Below are 22,092 nucleotides of genomic sequence, written 5' to 3' on the forward strand. Positions count from 1 at the left end.
AATCCGCCTATCGCGCGATCGGCTGGGCGGCACCGGCGGCGGCGGCCCGATAGGCTGCATCGATCATCGCGAACGCCCTGCGGCCATCCTCGATCGTGACCGGCATCGGGCCGCCGTTCTTCAGCGCATCGACGAAGGCCCAGGCGACATGTTCGTGAAACACCCCCGTCTTGAACGCGGGCACGACCGGCAGGGCGGACCATCCCCCCTCCTCGCCGCGCCGGAAGACGCGCAAAAAATCCGTCTCGCGCGCCGGACGCGAGGCGATGTCCACGCCGGAAAGCAGGAGCGAACCCTCCGTCCCGTAGATCTCTATCGACGTGTCCGCGCCGGCAAAGCACCAGCTTGTCGTCACCTCGGCGATCATGCCGTCCGCATAGCGGAAAGTGGCGACCGCCGTGTCCTCCACCGGCAGGCCGAGCGTGGAGGAGAGCGTGGCATAGGCGGTTTCCGGCTCGCCGAACATCCAGCGCAGGAAATCGGCGGCGTGCACGCCCTCGTCGAGCAGCGTGCCGCCGCCCGAGCGCGCCGGATCGACGAACCAGGCGGAGCGGAAGGCCTCCGTCAGGCCGTGGCTGTGGCCATGCCGCACACGGCACAGCGTCACGCGGCCGAGCGCCTTTTCCTGAAGGAGGCGCGCGATCTCGTGGTTGGCGGGGTCGAAACGCTTCGGGAAGCTCTGCATGAAGCGGATGCCCGTGCGCGCCACCACATCGGCGATGGCACCGCACTGGGCGCGGTCGATGCCGAGCGGCTTTTCGCAGAGCACCGGCCGGCCGGCGGCAGCCGCCGCCTCCACCAGCGCCAGATGGTCGCTCGTCGCCGAGCAGATGGCGACCGCGTGGCTCTTGCGGATGAGGCCCGAGAGGTCGGGCGCCACATCGAGGCCATGGCGGGCGGCAAAATCCGCCGCCGCGGCCCCGGACGCATCCCAGACGCCGACGACCTGCACCTCGGGCCGCTCCAGAAAGGCGCGGGTCCAGAAATTGGCGTGGTAGTGCTCGACGCCGAGTATCGCGATCTTCAGGCGCATCCGGCCTTCTCCCCTTGCCCGCCGACCGGCATCCGCGTGCCGGACCGCGCTGCTGCATAAAGCGTTTCCGCCACCTCGACCGAGCGCAGCCCGGCAGCGGCCGTATCGTCGGCCGGCGCTTCGCCGCGCACGACGGACAGCCAGTGGCGATGATGGGCCGCGCCGAGCGGCTCCTCCGGGAGGTCGGGCGTCACCCAGCCCGCCGCACCCGTGACGGACGGCGCGTGGATGGCCGCCGCGCCGCGCTCCGTGCGCAGCCAGACCGTGCCGCGCTCCGCATAGAGTTCCAGGCGGAACCGGTCGCATCCGGCAAGCTCGGTATAGCTCATCTCGTGGCTCACCCGCGCGCCGCCGGCCAGCCGGTAGGTGGCGAGCACATTGTCCTCCAGCTCCGTCCGCACCGTTCGCCCATCGGCAAGGCGGCGCTCCGGCTTGGCCGTCGTCATGTCGGCGGCGACGGTTTCAATCGGGCCGAGGAGGTGCTGCACGAGATCGATGCCGTGCACGCCGAGCTGCATGACGACGCCGCCCGAAACGTTGCCGGGCTTGAAGAACCAGTCGTTCCAGTCCGCCCCGGGCGTCGCGTTGCGAAGGCGCGCCGAATGGATCGCCCCGAGCGCGCCGGCCGCGATCTGATTGCGCAGCCAGCGCACCTCCGGGAAATAGCGGTGCATGAAACTGACGGTGAGGCGCCGCCCCGCCCGTTCATCCGCGGCGAGGATGGCGCGGCACTGGGCGCTGTCCAACGCCATTGGCTTTTGCAGCAAAACGGACTTTCCCGCCTCCAGCGCGTCGATGGCGATGCGCTCATGCGTATCGTCGGGCGTCGCGATGACCACGGCGTCGATGGCGCTGTCGTCGAGCACGCGGCGATAGTCGGTCTCGGCCCGGCCGATGCCGAGCGCCGCGGCCCGCGCCCGCGTCGCCTCCGCCCGCCGGCCGACCAGCGCGGCGACATCCGCCCCGCCGGCGGCGCGAAGGCCGTTGATATGGTAGTCGGCGATGAAGCCAGCGCCGATGACGGCAACGGCGATCCGGTCGGCAGCCGAACGGGACATGGTGATCAATCCGCTTTGATGGCAAGGGGGCGCCCGCCGCGGCAGGCGCCCGGTTTCTTCAGGGCATCAGGGCGCCCACTGGCCCTCGACCGACACGGCCGCGGCATTCACCGCCTTCAGCGGGGCTGTATAGGTATAGGTGAGCACGTCCTTCGCCTCGCCCGGAATGCGGTTCGTCGCCTTGAGGTAATCGACGATGGCCGCCATGTCCTCGACATAGGACTGGTCGACATCCGGCGTGAAAGTGTAGTCGCCGAGGAGCGCGGCGTTCATCTCCACCGGCTGCTTCTGGAAGTCGGAGAAGATCTTCAGCACCTCGTCCTTTTTGGCCGGGTCGGTCACATAGGCCTGCGCCTTGGCGAGCACCTTCACCAGCGCCTCCGTCGCCACGGGATGGGCGCGCACCCAGTCCTGCGAGGCGACCCAGACCGTGCGGTTGTTGGAGACGGCGACATCCTCGCCATTGTTCTTGGCGAAGAAGCTCTTCGTGCCCGTGTGCACGATCTTGGCGCCCTGCTCCTGCACCGCGCGATAGGGGAAGGGCTCCCAGAAGACGATGCCCTGGATCTCGTTGTTGGCCATGGCGGCCATCGCCTCCGGCGGCGCAAGGTTCACCGTCTGGAGCTTCGTGGCGTCGAGGCCGTAGTGTTTCGCGACATTGGCGAGCAGGGCGCCGGAGGTGGAGGAGACCAAGAGGCCGAGCTTCACCTTGGTGAGGTCTTCCGGGGCCTCGACACCGGCATCCTGGCGCACCACGATCTTCTCCAGCCCGTGGCTGACGGCATTCGTGCCGAGGATCACCACAGGCACGCCGTTATGCGCCATCGAGACCGGCGGCAGGTTGCCGGGCGTCCAGAGCTGGATCTCGTCGGCAAGAAGCGCCTCGCCGGCGAGATTGCCGGAGGCGAAGGTCCTGAACTCGACATTCTTGAAGCCGGCCTCGTCGAACCAGCCCTTCTCCTTGGCGACGATATGGACGAGGAACGGCAGGTCCGGGCCGATACTGATGGACAGCGTGTCGGTCTCCACCTCGGCGGCGGCGGACGGGCCGGCCGCAAGCAGCATGCCGGCCATGGCGGCGGATATCAGGGATTTCAGGACGATGCGCATGTGGTTCTCCCTCTTGTTATCTCTCAGGCGCCGTGCCAGCGCCCGATCCAGCGTTTGATCGCGGCGCCGATGGCCGCGTCGGTGATGAGGTTGAGCGCGCCGATGAGCAGGATGCCGACGACGATGACGCCGACGGAACCGCCGGTGTTGCGCTCGTTGATGATCATGTAGCCGAGCCCCCGGTCGGCCGCGATCAGCTCGGCGGCGACCAGCACGCCGAAGCTCAGCCCCCAGCCGATGCGCACGCCCGTCGCAAGATCGGGCGCGGCGGCCGGCACGGCGACGCGCAGGAGCAGCGGCACGCCGCTGAGCCCGAAGGTCTGCGCCGCCTTCAGCAGCATCGGATCGATGCTGCGCATGCCCTGATAGGCCGCCGTGACGACGGGAAAGAAGGCGCCGAGGAAGATGATGAAGAATTTCGACGGCTCGCCGAGGCCGAACCAGATGATCGCAAGCGGGATCCAGGCGAGCGGCGGGATCGGCCGCAGAAGCTCGATCAGCGGCCGTGCGATGGCCCCGAAACCGCGATACCAGCCCGCCGCGATGCCGACCGCCGCGCCCGCCAGCGCGCCGAGCAGGAAACCGGAAAAGACGCGCAGCAGGCTCCAGAACAGGTTGTCCGCGACGGTCTCGGCCGTCAGGCGCTCGGCCGCCGCGCGGATGGCGAGCGACGGGCTCGGGAAGATCGCCGGATCGACCAGCCCGGTGCGGGCGCTGATTTCCCAGGCGGCGACGGCGAGGATCGCGCCGATGAGGCCAAGGGTCAGGTCGCTGGCGGCGGAAAGGCGGGAAAGCGGTTTCATCGGCGCACCCGGTCGAGATCGCCCGCCCAGGGCAGCATGGCGCGCTCCAGCGCCATCAGGCCGGCGGAGATGGTGAAGCCGATGAGGCCGATGACCAGCATGCCGATGATGGTGATCTCGCTGCGATAGAAGGTGCGCGCCTCCATGATGAGCGCGCCCAGCCCCTCGATCGTGCCGATCATCTCGGCGCCGACGATGACCATGAAGCCGACGCCGAGCGCCATGCGCGCGCCGGCGAAGATGCGCGGCAGGGCGGCCGGCAGCACGACGCTGCGATAGAGCTCCAGCCCCTTCAGGCCGAAGGTGCGCGCGGCCCTGACGAACGTCGGATCGACATAGCGCACGCCGGCGATCACATTGGACAGCATGACCCAGAAGCAGCCGTAGCCGATGAGGAAGACCTTGGTCAGCTCGCCCGCGCCGAACCAGACGATGACGAGCGGCAGGAGGCTGAGCGTGGCGACCGAGCGGCAGAAGACGATGAGCGGCGCGGTCAGCTTGTCCACCACCGGCAGCGCGCCGATGACGAGGCCGAGCGGGATCGCCAGCGCCAGCGCCGCACCGTAGCCTTGGAGGACACGCAGGATGGTGGTCAGCGCATGCGACCAGATCGACACACCCGTTGGAAAACCCGTCGTCGACAGTTCGACGAAGCCGCGCGCGATGCGGCTGACGGGCGGGAACTGATAGGGCTTGAGAAAGCCGTAGCGCACTCCCGCCTCCCAGAGGAGGAGAAGCACGGTGAAGGCGGCTAGCGGCGGAAGCGCCTGAACGAGTTTGCGCGTCATGTCGAAAGCTCGTTCCAGATGGCCTGGTAGAGCGCATTGAAGCCCGGATCGGTGCGCAGGCGCGGGCGCGGCAGATCGACCGGGAAGATGCGCTTGATGCGGCCGGGATCAGGTGCCAAGAGCACGATCCGGTCCGACAGCATCAGGGCCTCGCTGATCGAATGGGTGACGAAGACGATCGTCTTGCGGCGCGCCTCCCAGATGCGCAGCAGCTCCTGCTGCAATTCGATGCGCGTCAATTCGTCGAGCGCACCGAAGGGTTCGTCCATCAGGAGGATCTGCGGATCGAGCGCCAGCGCGCGGGCAATGGAGACGCGCTGCTGCATGCCGCCGGACATTTCGCGCGGATAGCGCCCCGCCGCAGCTTCCAGGCCGACGAGCGCCAGGAGATCCAGGGCGCGCCGGCGGCGCTCGGCCTTGGCAAGGCCCGACTTGCGGAAGCCGAAGGCGACGTTGTCCACCGCCGTCAGCCAGGGAAACAGCGCATGCTGCTGGAAGACGACGCCCTGCCCCTGTCCCGGCCCGGTGACGACCTTGCCGGCAATGGCGATGCGGCCGGCCGAGACGTCCTCCAGCCCGGCGATCATGTTGAGAAGGGTCGTCTTGCCGCAGCCGCTGCGGCCGATGAACGAGACGAATTCGTTCTCCGCAATGGCGAGATCGACATTGTCGAGCACCGGCACGGCACCGCCGCTGCGCTGCGTGAACACCTTGCGCGCACCGTCGATGCGGATGAAGGCCGTTTCGGCAGGCCCGTGGCCTCCCGCGCCGGCATCCGGGCTGCGTCGTTCCATGACAGGGCTCTGCGACACGACGGACTCCCCTTCCGATCGCTGCGGTGGATGGCTTTTGCCATTCCGGGATCAAGCGTATACGTGAAAATCAAATTGTAAAGTGCAATTTGTATTCGCTATAATACAATCAGGTGCGAACATGGGGCCCATCTCCCCGGCCAATCGGCCGACGAGGCGGGATTGCCGGGGCGGGATTCAAAATGTATCCGGTTAGAAGCAACAAGAAGCAGACACGAATCGACGATCGGGGCAGACCTTTGCGCGCAGCCTCCTCCCATACGGTCCTCGCATCCCTGCGGGACCAGATTGCCCGGCTCGACGACGGTGCGCGGCTGCCGACGGTGCGCGAGCTGATGCGCAGCCACCAGGTCAGCCAGGCGACCGTGCAGGAGGCGCTGACGCGCCTGCGCGAGGAAGGGCTCCTCACTTCGCAGGTCGGCCGCGGGACCTATGTCGTCAAGGACGGCGATGCCGCCGTAAACGGTGGGACGGACACCGCAAGGCACCTCGACAGCCTGCTGATCCTGTCGAATGCCAGCCTCAACGAACGCTGCATGCTGGTGCAGAATCACATCGTCGGGCACCTGTCGCGCACGGGCAGCAAGGTGGTGCAGATCTCCTACCACAATACCGGCCACCTTTTGGATATCCTGACATCGGTTCCGGATTTCGACGCGGCGATCCTGCAATCCCATTACGAGAACATCCCGATCCGGCTGCTCCATCTCCTCCAGGGCAAGACGCGCGCCCTCGTCGTCGACGGCAATTCCGTCGCGGGCGTCGATATTGACCGGGTCGGCACCGACTGGGAAGAGGCGCTGGACCTCGCGCTGGAGCATCTTTCGGAGCTGGGACACCGCTCGATCGCGCTGGTTTCGCTGGATTCGATGGCCCAGCCGATCCTCTCAGTCCGGCGCGCCTTCGACCGGCTCGGCCGCCGCCACAAGGCAGGCTGGGAACACACCGAAAGCATCGCGCTCGGCGGCGTGCTGCATCCCACCCAGCGGGTCGGTGACGCCCTGAAGACGGCGCTCGGCGCATTGGTCGACCGGCACGGACGGCTTCCCTTCACGGCGATGGCGACGCTCGGCATTTCCGATAGCCTCGGCATCCGGCAGTGCCTCACCGAAATGGGCATTGCCTGCCCGCAGGACCTCAGCCTCGTCGTGCTCGGCCACCACGACGTTCCGACCGAGCATTTCGGCTTCATGAGCATGGCCGGCAGCTCGTATCTGGCCGCTGCCAGGAGCCTGATCGAGGTCATCCACAAGCGCATCGCGGCGCCGCGCGAGGCGCCGCAGATCGTCTATCTCGATTGCCTCGCCGAGTTCCGCGACAGCACCGGCGCGCCGTCCCGCTGAAGGACATGCGCCGGCCGGACGACGGCACGCACCTCTTCCCAAAAAACACGCTTGCATCGAGGGATGCATCTGCTACGGTACAATACATATTGTATCAGGCGAGTTCGCCCGGGGCATGGCGCTTCCCGGCCATTCGCAACGGGAGGGGTGCAGTATGTTGGGTGAGCGTCTGCCGGAACGGCTACAGCCCCTTGCCGCACGCTTTGGCGTCCGGCCCTATTACGGCGACATCCACAACCACTGCGACATTTCCTATGGCCATGGCAGCCTCGAACAGGCGCTGCGCCGGGCGCAGCGCCAGCTGGATTTCGTCTCCGTCACCGGGCATGCCTATTGGCCCGACATGCCGGTCGACGACCCGCGCGTCGCCCACATCGTCGATTTCCACGTCAAGGGCTTCGCCAGGCTCGAAAAGCTGTGGGACGCCCATTTCGATATGCTGGCGGCGGCGGACGAACCGGGCGTCTTCACCGTCTTCCCGGGCTATGAGATCCATTCCTTCGCCCATGGCGACTATACGATCGTCTATCGCGACATCGCCCGCCAGGCGGTGATCAAGGCCGATACGCCGGCGGACCTGCATGCCAGGCTGCGCGCCGCCTATGGCGACGGCGTCTTCGCCTTCCCGCACCATATCGGCTACCGCCTCGGCGCGCGGGGGGTGAATTGGGATACGGTCGTGGAAGACCTCTCGCCGGTGATGGAGATCGTCTCCATGCACGGCTGTTCCGAGACGTCGGTCATGGACCGGCCGTTCCTGCATTCCATGGGCCCGAGCGACGGCCGGTCCACCGCCCGCCACGGCCTCAACCGCGGCATCCGCTTCGGCTTTCTCGGCAATACCGACCATCACAGCGGCTATCCCGGCTCCTACGGCCACGGCCGCTCGGCCGTCTATGCGCCGGAAAATTCCCGCGCAGCGCTCTGGGAGGGTATCCACCGGCGCCGCACCAATGCGCTTACCGGCGATGCGAGCCACCTCTTCTTCGCGATCGGCGATGCCGTGCAGGGCGGCAGCGTGGCCGCCGGCGGACATGACATGCTGGAGCTTGAAGCGGTCGCGGGCGGTGCCATCGACTATATCGACCTCATCCGCAACGGCGACGTGGTCGGCCGGGTGACATCGGACCTGCAAAGAAGCCCGGTCGACACTGCCGACGGCAGCATGGAAACGCTGCTCGTACTGGAGCTCGGCTGGGGCGCGCGCGGAAAATTCCACGACTGGCAGGGCTCGCTGGCGCTTTCCGGCGGCGACATCCTCTCCGTCGAGCCGCGCCTGCGCGGTTCCGAAGTGGTCTCGCCGCTGGAGGGCGGCGGCGACGCGAAGGACGAGAACGACATCCGCCTTTCCGGCAACCGCATCGACTTCACGATCCGCTCCATCGCCAACCCCAACAACACCACTGCCGCCATGCAGGCGATCGCCGCCCGCATCCGCATCACGCCGGATGCGAATATCCGGCTGGTGCTCGACGGCCAGACCTTCGAGGCGAGCGCCGAACGGCTGCTCGAGGGCGCGCTTTCGGGCAATCTCGGCCCGATCGACAGCCCCGCCTTCCGCCTGCATCCGCTGCCGCGCCCGCATCAATGGCAGTGGCGCGGCCGGCTCGCCATCGAGCCGCTGCGCAAGGGCGACTGGATCTATGCCCGCATGCGCCAAGCCAATGGCCAGTGGAACTGGGCAAGCCCGATTTTCTGCGAATAGGAGAATGGCGGCAAAGCGAATGCGGCATCAAGACCGCGGCGAGCACCCGTTTTCTTGGATGCCGAGACCAAGCAGTGAACAATCATGAGGCAATGGGAGACTCATCGATGACCTTTACGACCCGCATTCCAAGACGCAACGTCCTCAAGGGCATGGGCATGGCGGCCACCGCCAGCCTCGTTCCCGGCGCATTCCGGCCGCTTTACGCCGCCAGCGTCGCACCGATCACCATCGTGATCAACCAGTCACCCTGGTTCGAAAGCTTCCGCAGGACGGTGGAGGCCTACGAGGCCGAGACCGGCAACAAGGTGGAACTTGACGTCAACCCCTTCGCCGGCTCGCTCGAAAAGCAGCGCAACTCCGTGCGAGCGAGCGCGGGCCAGTACGACATCCTGATCATGAACTCCGGCTGGTTCGCGGAAATGTATGCCGGCGGCTTCGTCGAGGCCATCACCGACATCGACCCCGGCTTCCAGCTCGACCCGGAAATCTACACGCTCGGCGACACGATCTACTACGATGCCGCCAACAAGACGATGACCAAGGCCGGCAAGCTCATGTCGATGCCGGTCTCGCCGCTGATCCCGATGCTCTACTATCGCGGCGACCTCTACCAGGAGGCGGGCCTTTCGGCACCGAAGACCTTCGCGGAACTCGAAGCCAACGCCAAGAAGTTCCACAACCCGCCGGGCATGTACGGCATCGTGCAGCGCGGCGCGCGCGGGCCGCACACCGTCGCCTACGACTTCTATCCCTATCTCTACGGCTTCGGCGGCGGCATCTTCAAGGACCAGTCGACGGGCGACTACTCCGTCACGCTGAACTCCGACCAGGGTCGCGAAGCGCTCGACTACTATGTGCGCCTCGCAAAGGAAGCCGGCCACCCGAAGACGGCGGCCTCCGACCAGGCCGAGGTCATCCAGGCCATGGTGACCGGCCATACGGCGCATATCATGATGGTCATCGCCGCCTGGTCGCAGATGGACGATCCGAACAAATCGGCCATCGTCGACAAGGTCGAATGGGCGCCGACGCCCTCCGTGGAGGGCTTGACCACCTCGCCCGGCCTCGGCCACTGGCTGGCCGGCATTTCCAGGAACGTGCCCGACGACCGCAAGCGGGCCGCCGTGGAGTTCCTGCGCTGGTTCCAGACGAAGGCCGCGCAGCTCGAAACGGCCAAGGCCGGCGGCATCCCCGTCAACGCGGCGGTCTACAAGGAACCGATCGCCGACGAGCGCCGCTACCGCTGGATGAAGCCGCTTGCCGAGGCCCTGCCGCATGCGGTGAACATCTACCAGTTCCCGGAAGCGAGCGAGGTTATCTCGGTGCTGGAGCTCGGGCTCAACCGGGCCGTCGCCGGCGAGATCACGACCGTCGACGCGCTGAACGGCATGTCCGACGAGATCGAAAAGATCATGGCCGGCCATTCCTACAAGACCAGCAAGCTCGATCCGCTGAAGTAAGGACCGGACCATGGCCGCCGCGCAAGCACAGACCCTATCGTCCCCGCGGCGGCCGGCAAAGGTCTCCGAAGACCGCGGCCAGCGTCTCTGGCGCTGGCTGACCTTCGGTCCGGCCCTCGCCATGATGCTCGCCCTCAGCGTCCTGCCCATCGCCAACCTGTTTCTCACCAGCTTCCAGAACATCACCTGGGCGGACGGGCAGCAGGTGCGCACCTGGGTGGGCCTCACCCATTACCAGGCGCTATTCTCCGACAGCCTTTTCGGCGCCGGTATCTCCAACACGCTCATCTTCGCCTTCGGCGCCGTCGCCGGCCAGATGGTCCTCGGCTTCGCCATGGCGCTGCTCTGCACCAAGATTGTGCGCGGCCGCGTGCTCTACCGGGCGATCTTCATCCTGCCCATCCTCATCCCCGGCATCGTCATCGGCGCCATCTGGAAGCTGATGCTCAATTTCGACTTCGGCCTCGTCAACAAGGCCCTCGGCCTTGTCGGCATCCTGCCGCACGACTGGCTGGGCAGTCCCGAAACCGCCCTCCTCTCCGTCATCGCCGTCGATATCTGGCATTGGACGCCGTTCTGCTTCCTCCTGTTCCTCGCGGGTCTCGAATCCCTGCCGCAGGATGTCTTCGAGGCCGCCCGGATGGACGGCGCCGGCGCCTGGCAGGAGCTCGTCTACGTCACGCTGCCGCTGATGATCCCGACGATCATCGTCACCTTCGCCTTCCGCCTCGTGCTCGCCTTCAAGGTCTTCGACGAGGTCTATCTCCTCACCAGCGGCGGCCCCGGCACCTCGACCGAGGTGATCAGCTTCACGCTCTACCAGCGCTTCTTCACCGAGGACAAGGCGGGCTACGGCTCGGCCATGTCGGTCACCGTCATCTTCCTCGTCTCGCTGCTCCTCGTCCTCGCGCTTTCGGCGCGCCGCCGCACGGGAGCCGCCTCATGAGCCGGCGCACGGGTTCCGTCCTTCCGGTCCATGTCGCGCTGGCGGTCGGCGCCGCGCTCGTTCTCGCGCCGATCGCCTGGACCGTCGCGGCCGGCTTCCGCACGCAGATCTCGCTTCTGATGGGCGACGTACTCTTCACGCCCATCGGCAGCAATTTCGCCGAGGTGCTCTGGTCGAAGACCTCCGACTTCCTGCTCAACTACCGCAACTCGATCATCGTCGGCATCGTCAGCACCGTGCTGTGCGTCGTCATCGCGACGCTTGCCGCCTTCTCGCTCAACCGGATGCGCTGGCCCGCCTGGACCGTGCATCTCTTCCTCGCCTGGACGATGATCTTCCACATGATCCCGCCGGTGGCGCTGGCGAGCGCCTGGTTCACCATGGCGCGGGCGGTGGGGCTGGAAAACACCTTCACCGGCCTGATCCTCGCCCATGCGACGCTCAACCTGCCGATGGCGATCTGGCTGATGGCAGTCTTCGTGCGCGACGTGCCGAAGGAGCTGGAGGAGGCGGCGATCATGGACGGGGCGGATACGCCGCATATCCTGTGGCATGTCATCCTGCCGCTGATCACGCCGGGCCTTGCCGCCACCTCGATCCTCACCTTCATCTTCTCCTGGAACGAATTCGCCGTCGCCCTGACGCTGACGATGAAGCAGACGGCCACCGTGCCCGTCGCCATCGCCAAGTTCGCCCAGGATTTCGAGATCCAGTACACCCAGATGGCCGCCAGCGCCGCGCTGGCAATGGTCCCGGCCATCCTCGTGCTGCTCGTCGCGCAGCGCTACATCGTCAAGGGGCTCACGCAAGGAGCGGTGAAATAGCATGAAGGCGGTTTTTGTTCTTTTCGATTCCCTCAACCGGCACCTGCTCGGGCCCTACGGCGGAACGCGCATCCCGACGCCGAACTTCGACCGGCTCGCCGCCCGCAGCGTGACCTTCGACAAGCACTATGTCGGCAGCCTGCCCTGCATGCCGGCAAGGCGCGACATGCTGACCGGCCGCCTCACCTTCCTGCACCGCAGCTGGGGCCCGCTGGAGCCCTTCGACAATGCCTTCCCGGAGATCCTGCACCGGGAGCGCGGCACCTACAGCCACCTGGTGACCGACCATTTCCACTATTGGGAGGACGGCGGGGCGACCTATCACAACCGCTACGATTCCTATGAATTCGTGCGCGGCCAGGAGGGCGACCGCTGGAAGGCCATGGTGCAGCCGCACTGGGAGCGCCTGCGCGAGAAATACCATACTCGCCAGTTCAGCGACCAGCGCCGCTCCTATTTCGGCCAGAACATCATCAACCGCGAGTTCATCAAAGAAGAGAAGGACTTCCCCTCCGTGCGCTGCTTTGCCGAGGGCTTCGACTTCCTCGACCGCAACCGCGAGGCCGACAACTGGCTCTTGCAGATCGAGACCTTCGACCCGCACGAACCCTTCACGGCGCCGGAACGCTTCAAGGCGCAGTTCGATACCGGCTGGCAGGGCCCGATCCGCGACTGGCCGCGCTACGGCCGCGTCGACGAGCTGCCCGAGGAATGCGAGGAACTGCGCGCCAACTACTATGCCGTGGTGGCCATGTGCGACCACCTGCTCGGCGAATTGCTGGACTATTTCGACCGGCATGACCTGTGGAAGGACACCGCCCTCGTCGTCACCACCGACCACGGCTTCCTGCTCGGCGAGCACGATTTCTGGGCGAAGAACCGCATGAACCTCTACGAGGAAGTGGCGCATATCCCGCTCTTCGTGCACGACCCGCGCCACGCGGCACGCGCCGGAAGCCGCTCGGAGGCCCTCACCCAGTCGATCGACCTTGCCGCGACCTTCCTCGATCTCTTCGGTGCCGCGCCGCCGGCCGAGAACGAGGGCGTTTCGCTCTGCGCCACGGCCGCCGGTCCGTCGCCGCGCGAGGGGGCCTTGTTCGGCTATTTCGGCGGTGCAGTAAACGTCGCCGATGGGCGCTACACCTATCACCGCTTCCCGGAGGATCTGTCGCAGCAGGAACTCTACCAATATACGCTGATGCCGACGCATATCTTCTCGCCGTTCACGCCGGCTGAGCTGGCGTCCGTCAAACTCTCGCCGCCGCTCGATTTCACCAAGGGCGCGACGCTGCTGAAGGTACCGGTGATCGAGCGGTCGCCGATGTACAACAACTACGGCCCCGGCGCGCTGCTCGAATCCGAGACGCGGCTCTACGATCTTGAAAGCGATCCCGGCCAGGAAAAGCCGCTCGCCGACCCCGGCGAGGAACGGCGCCTTGCCGACCTGATGACCCGGCTGATGCGGGCGAACGGCGCGCCGCCGGAAGCCTTCTCGCGCCTTGCCTTCGGCACGGCCTCGGGAGGCGACCATGGCTGAAGTCCAGATCCGGGAGGCCCGCAAGTCCTATGGAAGCGTCGAGGTGCTGCGCGGCGTCGACGTCGAGGTCAGGGACGGCGAATTCGTCGCGCTGGTCGGCCCGTCCGGCTGCGGCAAGTCCACCCTTCTGCGCATGATCGCCGGGCTGGAAGGCATTTCCGGCGGCGAAATTCGCATCGGCGCGCGCGTCGTCAACGACATCCCGCCGAAACAGCGCGATGTCGCGATGGTCTTCCAGAACTACGCGCTCTATCCGCACATGACCGTCGCGAAGAACATGGGCTTCTCGCTGAAGCTCGCCGGCAAGCCGAAGGAGGAGATCGACAGGCGCGTTGCGGCCGCCGCCGAAATCCTTGACCTCTCCGCCCTGCTCGACCGCCTGCCGCGCCAGCTTTCGGGCGGGCAACGCCAGCGTGTGGCGATGGGCCGCGCCATCGTGCGCGATCCGCGCGTCTTCCTGTTCGACGAGCCGCTGTCCAATCTCGACGCCAAGCTGCGCGTGCAGATGCGCGCGGAGATCAAGGCGCTGCACCAGCGCCTCGGCACCACGACGGTCTATGTCACCCATGACCAGGTCGAGGCGATGACCATGGCGGACAAGATCGTCGTCATGCGGGCCGGCGTGGTGGAGCAGGTGGGCTCGCCGCTCGATCTCTACGACCATCCCGCCAACATGTTCGTCGCCGGCTTCATCGGCTCACCGGCGATGAATTTCATCGAGGGTCGCGTCGAGAAGGGGCGGTTCATCGCCGGCTGCGGCCTGTCGGTCGCGACGGGGACGATCGCCGACACCGCCCGGACCGTGCTCGGCATCCGACCGGAGCACCTGACGCTCGATCCCGCGGGCACGGCCGCGACCGTCGTGGTCGTCGAGCAGACCGGGTCTGAAACCCTGCTGCTGCTCGATATGGCCGGGCAGAAGCTCACCTATCTCGGTCGCGACCGCCTGCACATCCGGCCCGGCGAAACCGTCCATATCCTGCCCGACGCCGCGCGCCTCCACCTCTTCGACCCGCAAAGCGGCCGCCGGATGGGTGACGGGCCGGGCACCGCCGCACGGATCTGAGCTTTCAGTCATCCGACCTGCACGGGCTTCGACCGTGCACGCCAGCCCGGTTCGCCATTCCGCATACAACCGCCAGAACGGCGCGCCAAAAGCCTACACCTCCCATATCCCGGGAGGCGTTGCCTTTTGGCGCGGCTCGCTTCGACGTCGGGACGGCTTGGCGGGGAGACCGGATTCAACCGGCCTGCCCGTCACCCCGGCCCATGGCCTATTCCGGCACGGCGGGTAGCCGATTGTTTACCTTTCGCGGAGTCGAATGGTGCATACAATCAAAAGTAGGTAGGCCCCTGCGAATGGCTGGGTAAACGTGAGCCCGCTCCATGACGGAGCCGATTCGAGGTGCCTTTCATGCCCATGCAGACCCTTCACCGTCTGACCAACGACCCCACACCCGCCCAGCGTCTTGCCCGTGCCATCAAGGACATCGACAGGCGGCTGGACTGGGTCCACCGACACAACCAGCCCGTCCCCCTGAACGCCTACCGTGCCCGGCGCATCCTGCACGAGGCGCTTGCCCGTTGCCGCGAGCGCAACACCATTCTCCCGCCGGTTCGCTGACGGGAGACACTGCGCCGGCGGATGCGATGCCCAAGCCGCGCCGCTCGCGCAGGGACCCGGTCGAGCGATACGAGGCGCTCCCGGGTCTTCCTTCTTCAAACGGACCCGACATCCGAAGCGGGGCAGGCAGGAAGCGGGTGGCGCCACCTAATCGCTATGTGCAATATTGACGCCGGTGCTCGATCCGAACTGCGAGAACGAGACCTCCATCGCCCCCTTCTTCCAATAGGCTGTTGCACCGGAACCGGATTTATCAAGGGTGTCGGGAGTCCCCAGGTGCTCGGTCAGGGCGTCCAGGAGCGCGGAGGGGCCGGCAAGGGAATAGGAGCATGCCCTGTGGCTGTTCGCCCCCTTCGCTATCCAGAAAGACAATAGGCCGGCACCCTCGTTTTCTCCCCGCCGCCAGCCTATCACGTCCACCGATCCGCCATTGTAAGCCAGGAAACTCGTGCGCCACGCCGCGGTTTCCTGATCTCTCATCCGGCCCCATCCGAGCGCGCTTCCCTTCGCCGCTGCTTCCGAAACCGTGGACGACAGGCAGATGTCCAGAAGCTGCGCTACAGTCGGGGTCGGTGGCATGGCGACAGCCGCTTCAGAAATCGGAAGGACCATGAGCACTGTCGCCATTGCTATCCGGATCATGCGAAAATCCTTGCTGCCGCCGGAAAAGTCCCGGCACGATTCCAGACAATAGCCGGCGGCGGTATCATTTTCCATGGCACGGCCTGCGGGAACAAGATCGCTGAAAATCGACGTGATATGCGGCCGAAAACCAGCTAATACGGCTTGTGCGGCACCCGTCGGGCAGGTGAACGAAACATCCTCATACCCGGCAACGCCGCCCGCAAAGCCGGAACCGGTCTAAAATCCATCATCTGCGGGGACTTGGACGCTCCGCTGTGACGTACAGGGAAGCGCAGAAGGAGAGACGGATGGCGAACCCACCCGACATGATGAAACATCGCGGCTTCCCGTCCGGCATGCCGGGCACAGGCGTCCAGTTCACCATCAGGCGCGCCAACCCACGAGGCGTGACGCCGATCAAGGCCCTGCCGCGCCGGGCCCGCCCGGGCACGGCCGAACACCGTATCGACGCCGCCTTCCTCCACGCCCTCTGGCATCATTTCGGTGCGGAACCATTCGAACGCGGCAACCTCGACGCCGCGCGCCTCAACCTTCTCTTCGGCCGCGAGGTCCTGCCCGCCGGGAAGGACTTCGATCCGCTCTCCTACGAGGCGCTCCTCATCATCAATGAAAAAACCGCCCGCCAGACGTTTCCCGAATCCTTCGACGAGGTCTTCGAAGTCTGACGGCGCTGCGTCAGGTGAGACATAACTCTTGCGGGAGAGCATCGATGAGGATTGTCGAAGCGTCGATTGGTGAACTGCGCGAAGCGCTTCGAACCGGTCGGGCAACCAGCGTCGGCCTGGTCGCGGCCTATCTGAACCGCATTGCGCGTTACGACCGGCACGGCATTGCCCTCAACGCCGTGCCGGTGCTCAATCCCGATATGTTCGCCGAAGCGCACGCTTCGGACCTCAGGCGCGCGCGCGGCGAAAGCCTCGGCCCGCTCGACGGCATTCCCTACACCGCCAAGGACAGCTACAAGGTGAAGGGGCTGAGCGTCGCCTCCGGTTCGCCCGCCTTCGCCGATCTGATCGCGACCGAGGATGCCTTTGCGATTTCCCGCCTGCGGGCCGCGGGCGCCGTACTGATCGGGCTGACCAACATGCCACCGATGGCCAATGGCGGAATGCAGCGCGGCGTCTATGGGCGCGCGGAATCCCCCTACAATGCCGACTGGCTGACGGCCGCCTTCGGCTCGGGCTCCTCGAACGGATCGGGGACCGCGACCGCCGCGAGTTTCGCGGCCTTCGGGCTTGGCGAGGAAACCTGGTCGAGCGGGCGCGCGCCGGCCGCCAACAACGGACTCTGCGCCTATACGCCGAGCCGGGGCGTCATCTCCGTGCGCGGCAACTGGCCGCTCGTGCCGACCATGGACGTCGTGGTGCCGCACAGCCGTTCGATGGCGGACATGCTGGAGCTGCTCGACGTCATCGTCGCCGACGATCCCGAAAACCGCGGCGATTTCTGGCGTCGCCAGACCTGGGTCGCGATCCCGAAAGCCTCCGATATCCGGCCCCGGTCCTATGTCGGGATCGCCCGAACGGCGAGCCTTTCGGGCAAACGGTTCGGGCTACCGGCAATGTATATCAATGCCGATCCGGCGGCGGGAACCGGCGAGAAGGTGGGGATCGGCGGCCCGACCGGCCAGCGCATCGAGACGCGCGCCTCGATGATCGCGCTCTGCCTTGCCGCGCGGGCGGCGCTCGAAGCGGCCGGGGCCGAGGTCGTGGTGACGGATTTCCCCGTCGTCAGCAATTACGAGGGAGACCGCCCCGGCGCGCCGACCATCGCGACACGCGGCCTCGTCAGCCCGGATTACCTACGCCGCGAAATCATGGACCTGTCCGCCTGGGCCTGGGATGATTTTCTGGCGGCCAATGCCGACCCCGCCCTGCAGCGGCTTGCCGATGTCGACGGCAGGCGCATCTTCCCCGCGCCGGAAGGCAGCCTGCCCGACCGTTACCACGGCTTCGACGATCGCATCGCCGACTATCCCGTCCATCTGCGCGAGCATCCCATCGCCGTATTCGACGATATCCCGGGCCTTGCCGAAGGGCTCCGGGGGCTCGAGGAGACCCGGCGCATCGACCTTGAAGCCTGGATGGACCGGCTGGAACTCGACGCGGTGATCTTCCCGGCCGTTGCCGATATCGGCCCGGCGGATGCCGACGTGAACCCCGCCTCGGCCGATCTTGCCTGGCGGAACGGCACCTGGGTGGCCAACGGCAACCTGGCGATCCGCCATCTGGGCATTCCGACGGTGACCGTTCCGATGGGAATGCTTGCCGACATCGGCATGCCGGCGGGGCTGACCTTCGCCGGCCGGGCTTTCGACGACACGGCGCTGCTCGCCTATGCCTGCGCCTTCGAAAGGACCGGCGCCTATCGCCAAGCGCCGCCGCGGACGCCCGAGCTTCCGGAGCTGCCCGGCGTCGCGGAAACGGAACCGCCGGACATGGCCGGACTGCGACTGACCGCCTCGATTGCGCCCGACGGTTCGGGACGCCAGCGTCTGTCGATACAGGCGCAAAGCCCGACACCACTGCTCTGGCTGACGGTGAACGGCGAGCCGGTCTCGTTCCAGCAGGACGGCATGCAAATCAGCGCAAGCCTCGTCGTGGACAAGAACACCCATGTCCATAGCGAATGGCGCAATCCCTACGGCCATGTCGTGATCGCCTGCGCGCAGGGTACGGCCGCCTATGCCGTCGTCGGCGGCACCGTCTGAGCCGACAGATCGACCGCATCGGGAACAGACCAGGCCGCATCTGCGACCCGGTGCATGTACTGCTCGTGGCTTCCCGCCGGACAAGGGTCGCGGCTTGAAATCCTCCCATGGATGCCACCGGCCCGGCGGCAGGCCCTTTCCCGAGAAGGAACGCGGGCATTTATTTCAAGCCACGGCCGAAGAAAGCCGGACCTTGAAACGTAACCCCGGAGCAATATGTTGCCCTTGGCCGCTCTTCCAGGCGGCCAAGGAATTTGATCCCGTTTCGACGCAACCCGCCAGAACAGGACCGTCCCGCCGCATGCCCCACCCGACCGCCGCCGTTCAGCGCCCCCCTGCCGAAATCGCCTATCGAGAAGAACTGGAAGCCCTGCGCCGCAGCGACAGGGACCCCCGGCCGCCTGGCTGGGCACTGTCCCTGAGGGCGGTCAAGGCCTTTGTTCTCGGCGGTGACGGAGCGAGCGCAAAGCTCGTTGTGTCCCCCTCCCTCATCGAGCGCGCCATGGTCACGCTCGCGACGTCCCGTGCGCTGATCCTCATCGGCGAGCCGGGCACGGCCAAGAGCCTGCTTTCCGAATTGCTCGCAGCCGCCATAAGCGGGGATTCGACGCTCACCATCCAGGGCGGTGCGTCGCTGAACGAGGATCAGATCAAGTACGGCTGGAACTATGCGCTGCTCGTCGCGGAAGGGCCGACCCGGCGCGCGCTCGTCCCCGCGCCTCTCTACCACGGCATGTCGGACGGCAAGATCGTGCGTTTCGAGGAAATCACGCGCTGCCCGCTGGAAGTGCAGGATTGCCTGCTGTCGATCCTGTCCGACAGGGTCATGGCCGTGCCGGAACTGCCCGGCGAGGACGGCATGGTCTTCGCCCGCGACGGCTTCAACGTCATTGCCACCGCCAACACCCGCGACCGCGGCGTCAACGAAATGTCGGCGGCGCTCAAGCGGCGCTTCAATTTCGAGACGGTCTTTCCCATCCGCGATGCCGACGAGGAGCTGGCGCTGGTCAGGCGCGAGGCGGCGAAGCTGCTAGCCCGTTCCGGCGTGCCGGCCGCACCCGACGACGACGTGCTGGAGGTGCTTGTCACCTGCTTTCGCGACCTGCGCGACGGCCTTTCGGCGGAAGGCGGCGTGGAACGGCTGAGTTCGGTGATGAGCACCGCCGAAGCGGTCAGCGTCGCCCATGCGGTCGGCGTGCGCGGCCACTACATGCGCGGCGACCGGGGGCGGCCGGAAGACATCGTCGAATGCCTTGCCGGCACCGCTGCCAAGGACAATGCGGACGATCTGGCAAAGCTCCGGCGCTATCTGGAGCAGAAGGCGGCGAAGCGGTCCGGCGAAGCCTGGAAGGCATTCTATGCGGCTCGGCATCTTCTCACGCCCTGAGCGCCAGCCGGCGGCTGCGGACGAAAGGCTCGTCGTCATCGGCGTACGCCACCATTCGCCGGCCTGCGCCCATCTGGTGCGTCGCGCCGTCAAGCGGCACCGTCCGGCTTTCGTGCTGATCGAGGGACCGGCGGATTTCAACCCGCATCTTGGCGACCTGAGGCTCGACCATCAGCTTCCGCTCGCCATCTTCAGCTATCATGCGACGCGGCACCGCAGCTTCGCCTCCTATTCGCCCTTCTGCGCCTATTCGCCGGAATGGCAGGCCCTGCAGGCGGCGTGGGAGGCGGGCGCGACGCCGCTCTTCTGCGACCTTCCGGCATGGCACCCCGATTTTGGCGCGCGGACAAACCGCTATGCCGATCCGCACGGTCGGCACGCCGCTGCCGCCGAGGCGGCCATCGCCCGTGCGCTCGGCGAGGATGGCCGCGATGCGGTCTGGGATACGCTGGCCGAACAGGCGCCGCCGGACGAACTGGACCATCGCCTCGAGCGCTATTTCGACCTGCTGCGGCCAGGCGGGGACGAGGATCCGCTCGAAAACGCGCGCGAGCAGTTCATGGCGCGCCATGCCGCCTGGGCCCTGCGGGAGGCCGGAAGCCGCAAGGTCGTCCTGGTTTGCGGCGGCTGGCATGCCGAAGCGATCCGGCGGCTGGCGCGGGCGGCGGACGGGGCGCGGCCCGACGTGCCCGCTCCCGCCGACGACGAGCACGCCGGCAGCTACCTCGTGCCCTACGACTATCGCCGGCTCGACCGCTTCACCGGCTATGCCTCCGGCATGCCCTCCCCTGCCTATTACGAACAGGTTCATGCACGCGGGCTGGAAGCGGCGGCAAACTGGGCTGAAAATGCAATCGCACAGGCGATGCGCGCAGCCGGGCAGGTCGTCTCCACGGCCGACCGTGTTGCATGGCACGCCCATGGACAGGCGCTCGCGCTTACGCGCGGCCACCGCACGGTATTGCGCACGGATCTGCTCGACGCCGCCCTCGCGACGCTGGTGAAGGACGGGCTCGACCAGCCCGCCGCCTGGACCCGCGAGGGTGCCGTCCGGGCCGGCACCCATCCCGCGCTCGTCGCCATGCTGAAGGCGCTGACGGGCGAACGGCAGGGGCGGCTGGCGCCTGGCGCGCGCCGGCCACCGCTGGTCATCGATATCGAGGAGAGGCTTGAGCATGCCGGGCTCACGCCCGGGCACAGCGCGCGGCGGATCGAGCTGGAATGGCGCGTGCCGGCCGACAGGGAGCAGGCCCATATCCTCAACGCCTTGCGCGTCCTCGGCATGCCCGGCCTTGAGCGGCTCGAAGGACCATCGGCGCCCCGCCCCGCCGCACCGCAGGAAAGCTTCCGGTTGATACGGCACCGTGATGCGGAGGGCATGCTGATCGAGGCCTCCCGCTGGGGCGGCACGCTGCCGATGGCCGCGACCGCCCTGCTGGCGGACCGGGCGGCGGAGGCGCGAAGCGACCTCAAGGCACTTTCGGCCTGCCTTGCCGATGCGCTGTTCGCCGGCCTGCTGGCCCTTGAAAACGACCTGACGGCGCAGCTCGCACACGGCATCGGGCTTTCGCACGACATGGGCGCCGTCGGCGCAGCGGGCCGCATGGCCATGGGCCTCTACCGCTTCGGCGAGATTTTCGGTGCGGCGGCGCACCGGGCGCTGGGCGAACTCTGCGAAACGGCCTTTAGCCGCGTCCTGCAGGCCGCCGAAGCAATCCGGAACGACGAGGAAGGCCTGCGCGCCATCCCGGCATTCGTTGCCTGCCGCGACATGCTGCGCGACGGTCCCGACCTAGCCATCGAACGCGGCGCCTTTCTGGCCATGCTCGGCCGCTGCCTCGCGAATGCGCAGACCGCCCCGGCCGTGGCTGGCGCGGCGCTCGGCACGCTCGTCGCCTGCGGTGAAAGCAGCGGCCACGACATTGCCGGGCACATGCGCCGCTTCAGCCGGCCCGATCAGCTCGGCGACTTCCTCTCCGGGCTTTTCGCGCTGGCGCGGGAAGAGATCGCAGCCGACAACGCGTTGATCGATGCCGTGCGCACGCTCGTCGACGACTGGCCGGACGACGCGTTCCTGATCGCGCTCCCGGCGCTGCGGCAAGCCTTTGCCTTCTTCCCGCCGCGCGAGCGGGAACGGTTGTCGCGCGTCATCCTGCGCGCGGCGGGGATAGGCGAGGCGCAGGCCGAAATCCGGGCGCTCGAATGGATGCGCCAGCCGGCGGATGTCGCCGATCAGGCGGCAGCGCTGGCGCTCGAAGCAATCGTCGCCCGGCGCCTTGCCGATGCCGGGCTGGTTTGATGGAA

19 protein-coding genes are annotated in these 22,092 nt (G+C 66.9%); 12 read left to right on the forward strand and 7 right to left on the reverse strand.

Going from position 1 to position 22,092, the window contains the following annotated elements; all coding sequences use genetic code 11:
* Positions 1-7 precede the first annotated feature (7 nt).
* The 6 genes from AABF56_RS16395 to AABF56_RS16420 form a co-directional block, all read right to left on the reverse strand.
* The gene (locus AABF56_RS16395; protein ID WP_272806746.1) at positions 8-1,033 is read right to left on the reverse strand and encodes a Gfo/Idh/MocA family protein; all 1,026 of its coding nucleotides are present in this window, start codon (positions 1,031-1,033) and stop codon (positions 8-10) included.
* Positions 1,024-2,091, reverse strand: coding sequence for a Gfo/Idh/MocA family protein (locus AABF56_RS16400; protein ID WP_272806747.1), 1,068 nt, complete (start codon positions 2,089-2,091; stop codon positions 1,024-1,026). The genes AABF56_RS16395 and AABF56_RS16400 overlap by 10 nt, the downstream gene beginning before the upstream one ends.
* A gap of 66 nt (positions 2,092-2,157) precedes the next feature.
* A complete protein-coding gene (locus AABF56_RS16405) occupies positions 2,158-3,201 on the reverse strand; it encodes an ABC transporter substrate-binding protein (RefSeq protein ID WP_272806748.1) in 1,044 nt (347 codons plus the stop codon).
* Between the two features lie 23 nt (positions 3,202-3,224).
* Positions 3,225-4,004, reverse strand: a complete 780-nt coding sequence (locus AABF56_RS16410) for an ABC transporter permease (RefSeq protein WP_244769778.1) — start codon at positions 4,002-4,004, stop codon at positions 3,225-3,227.
* Positions 4,001-4,792, reverse strand: a complete 792-nt coding sequence (locus AABF56_RS16415; protein WP_272806749.1) for an ABC transporter permease — start codon at positions 4,790-4,792, stop codon at positions 4,001-4,003. Before AABF56_RS16415 ends, AABF56_RS16410 begins: the two co-directional genes overlap by 4 nt.
* Positions 4,789-5,586: an ABC transporter ATP-binding protein gene (locus AABF56_RS16420; RefSeq protein ID WP_272806750.1), complete on the reverse strand. Its 798-nt coding sequence runs from the start codon at positions 5,584-5,586 to the stop codon at positions 4,789-4,791. The genes AABF56_RS16415 and AABF56_RS16420 overlap by 4 nt, the downstream gene beginning before the upstream one ends.
* Positions 5,587-5,843: 257 nt before the next feature.
* Here AABF56_RS16420 and AABF56_RS16425 point away from each other — a divergent pair, with 257 nt between their 5' ends.
* From AABF56_RS16425 to AABF56_RS16460, 8 genes are all read left to right on the forward strand, one after another.
* Positions 5,844-6,947: a GntR family transcriptional regulator gene (locus tag AABF56_RS16425; RefSeq protein WP_272806751.1), complete on the forward strand. Its 1,104-nt coding sequence runs from the start codon at positions 5,844-5,846 to the stop codon at positions 6,945-6,947.
* 154 nt (positions 6,948-7,101) lie between these two features.
* Entirely contained in the window at positions 7,102-8,652 is a 1,551-nt protein-coding gene (locus AABF56_RS16430) for a hypothetical protein (protein WP_272806752.1), read from the forward strand.
* Positions 8,653-8,759: 107 nt separating this feature from the next.
* Positions 8,760-10,115, forward strand: coding sequence for an extracellular solute-binding protein (locus AABF56_RS16435; RefSeq protein ID WP_272806753.1), 1,356 nt, complete (start codon positions 8,760-8,762; stop codon positions 10,113-10,115).
* A 10-nt stretch (positions 10,116-10,125) separates the two neighbouring features.
* A complete protein-coding gene (locus AABF56_RS16440) occupies positions 10,126-11,061 on the forward strand; it encodes a carbohydrate ABC transporter permease (RefSeq protein WP_272806754.1) in 936 nt (311 codons plus the stop codon).
* Positions 11,058-11,885, forward strand: coding sequence for a carbohydrate ABC transporter permease (locus AABF56_RS16445; protein WP_272806755.1), 828 nt, complete (start codon positions 11,058-11,060; stop codon positions 11,883-11,885). The genes AABF56_RS16440 and AABF56_RS16445 overlap by 4 nt, the downstream gene beginning before the upstream one ends.
* Position 11,886: 1 nt before the next feature.
* Positions 11,887-13,422, forward strand: coding sequence for a sulfatase (locus tag AABF56_RS16450; protein WP_272806756.1), 1,536 nt, complete (start codon positions 11,887-11,889; stop codon positions 13,420-13,422).
* Positions 13,415-14,488 (forward strand): ABC transporter ATP-binding protein, encoded by a 1,074-nt coding sequence (locus tag AABF56_RS16455; RefSeq protein ID WP_272806757.1) that lies wholly within the window; start codon positions 13,415-13,417, stop codon positions 14,486-14,488. The genes AABF56_RS16450 and AABF56_RS16455 overlap by 8 nt, the downstream gene beginning before the upstream one ends.
* 354 nt (positions 14,489-14,842) lie before the next feature.
* The gene (locus AABF56_RS16460) at positions 14,843-15,046 is read left to right on the forward strand and encodes a hypothetical protein (RefSeq protein WP_272806758.1); all 204 of its coding nucleotides are present in this window, start codon (positions 14,843-14,845) and stop codon (positions 15,044-15,046) included.
* Positions 15,047-15,193: 147 nt separating this feature from the next.
* Here AABF56_RS16460 and AABF56_RS16465 read toward each other — a convergent pair whose 3' ends face one another.
* Positions 15,194-15,763, reverse strand: a complete 570-nt coding sequence (locus AABF56_RS16465; RefSeq protein ID WP_272806759.1) for a hypothetical protein — start codon at positions 15,761-15,763, stop codon at positions 15,194-15,196.
* 215 nt (positions 15,764-15,978) lie between these two features.
* On the opposite strand from AABF56_RS16465, the gene AABF56_RS16470 reads away from it, so the two are divergent.
* The 4 genes from AABF56_RS16470 to AABF56_RS16485 all read left to right on the forward strand — a co-directional run bounded on the left by AABF56_RS16470 (position 15,979) and on the right by AABF56_RS16485 (position 22,087).
* Complete coding sequence (locus AABF56_RS16470) at positions 15,979-16,356, forward strand: hypothetical protein (protein ID WP_272806760.1); 378 nt, start codon at positions 15,979-15,981, stop codon at positions 16,354-16,356.
* Positions 16,357-16,400: 44 nt separating this feature from the next.
* Positions 16,401-18,401: an amidase gene (locus AABF56_RS16475; RefSeq protein ID WP_272806761.1), complete on the forward strand. Its 2,001-nt coding sequence runs from the start codon at positions 16,401-16,403 to the stop codon at positions 18,399-18,401.
* Between the two features lie 301 nt (positions 18,402-18,702).
* Complete coding sequence (locus tag AABF56_RS16480; RefSeq protein WP_272806762.1) at positions 18,703-19,788, forward strand: ATP-binding protein; 1,086 nt, start codon at positions 18,703-18,705, stop codon at positions 19,786-19,788.
* Positions 19,760-22,087 carry a DUF5682 family protein gene (locus AABF56_RS16485; protein WP_272806763.1) on the forward strand — a complete coding sequence of 776 codons (2,328 nt, stop codon included), beginning with the start codon at positions 19,760-19,762 and terminating at the stop codon, positions 22,085-22,087. The genes AABF56_RS16480 and AABF56_RS16485 overlap by 29 nt, the downstream gene beginning before the upstream one ends.
* The last annotated feature ends 5 nt before the right edge of the window (positions 22,088-22,092 follow it).

The organism is Shinella sp. WSC3-e (assembly GCF_945994535.1).
Classification (GTDB): domain Bacteria; phylum Pseudomonadota; class Alphaproteobacteria; order Rhizobiales; family Rhizobiaceae; genus Shinella; species Shinella yambaruensis.

Excerpts from the sequence above, each read along its gene's own strand:
- AABF56_RS16395 (WP_272806746.1), bottom strand. The coding sequence starts at position 1,033 with ATGCGCCTGAAGATCGCGATACTCGGCGTCGAGCACTACCACGCCAAT.
- AABF56_RS16400 (WP_272806747.1), bottom strand. The coding sequence starts at position 2,091 with ATGTCCCGTTCGGCTGCCGACCGGATCGCCGTTGCCGTCATCGGCGCT.
- AABF56_RS16405 (WP_272806748.1), bottom strand. The coding sequence starts at position 3,201 with ATGCGCATCGTCCTGAAATCCCTGATATCCGCCGCCATGGCCGGCATG.
- AABF56_RS16410 (WP_244769778.1), bottom strand. The coding sequence starts at position 4,004 with ATGAAACCGCTTTCCCGCCTTTCCGCCGCCAGCGACCTGACCCTTGGC.
- AABF56_RS16415 (WP_272806749.1), bottom strand. The coding sequence starts at position 4,792 with ATGACGCGCAAACTCGTTCAGGCGCTTCCGCCGCTAGCCGCCTTCACC.
- AABF56_RS16420 (WP_272806750.1), bottom strand. The coding sequence starts at position 5,586 with ATGGAACGACGCAGCCCGGATGCCGGCGCGGGAGGCCACGGGCCTGCC.
- AABF56_RS16430 (WP_272806752.1), top strand. The coding sequence starts at position 7,102 with ATGTTGGGTGAGCGTCTGCCGGAACGGCTACAGCCCCTTGCCGCACGC.
- AABF56_RS16435 (WP_272806753.1), top strand. The coding sequence starts at position 8,760 with ATGACCTTTACGACCCGCATTCCAAGACGCAACGTCCTCAAGGGCATG.
- AABF56_RS16440 (WP_272806754.1), top strand. The coding sequence starts at position 10,126 with ATGGCCGCCGCGCAAGCACAGACCCTATCGTCCCCGCGGCGGCCGGCA.
- AABF56_RS16445 (WP_272806755.1), top strand. The coding sequence starts at position 11,058 with ATGAGCCGGCGCACGGGTTCCGTCCTTCCGGTCCATGTCGCGCTGGCG.
- AABF56_RS16450 (WP_272806756.1), top strand. The coding sequence starts at position 11,887 with ATGAAGGCGGTTTTTGTTCTTTTCGATTCCCTCAACCGGCACCTGCTC.
- AABF56_RS16455 (WP_272806757.1), top strand. The coding sequence starts at position 13,415 with ATGGCTGAAGTCCAGATCCGGGAGGCCCGCAAGTCCTATGGAAGCGTC.
- AABF56_RS16460 (WP_272806758.1), top strand. The coding sequence starts at position 14,843 with ATGCAGACCCTTCACCGTCTGACCAACGACCCCACACCCGCCCAGCGT.
- AABF56_RS16465 (WP_272806759.1), bottom strand. The coding sequence starts at position 15,763 with ATGGAAAATGATACCGCCGCCGGCTATTGTCTGGAATCGTGCCGGGAC.
- AABF56_RS16470 (WP_272806760.1), top strand. The coding sequence starts at position 15,979 with ATGGCGAACCCACCCGACATGATGAAACATCGCGGCTTCCCGTCCGGC.
- AABF56_RS16475 (WP_272806761.1), top strand. The coding sequence starts at position 16,401 with ATGAGGATTGTCGAAGCGTCGATTGGTGAACTGCGCGAAGCGCTTCGA.
- AABF56_RS16480 (WP_272806762.1), top strand. The coding sequence starts at position 18,703 with ATGCCCCACCCGACCGCCGCCGTTCAGCGCCCCCCTGCCGAAATCGCC.
- AABF56_RS16485 (WP_272806763.1), top strand. The coding sequence starts at position 19,760 with ATGCGGCTCGGCATCTTCTCACGCCCTGAGCGCCAGCCGGCGGCTGCG.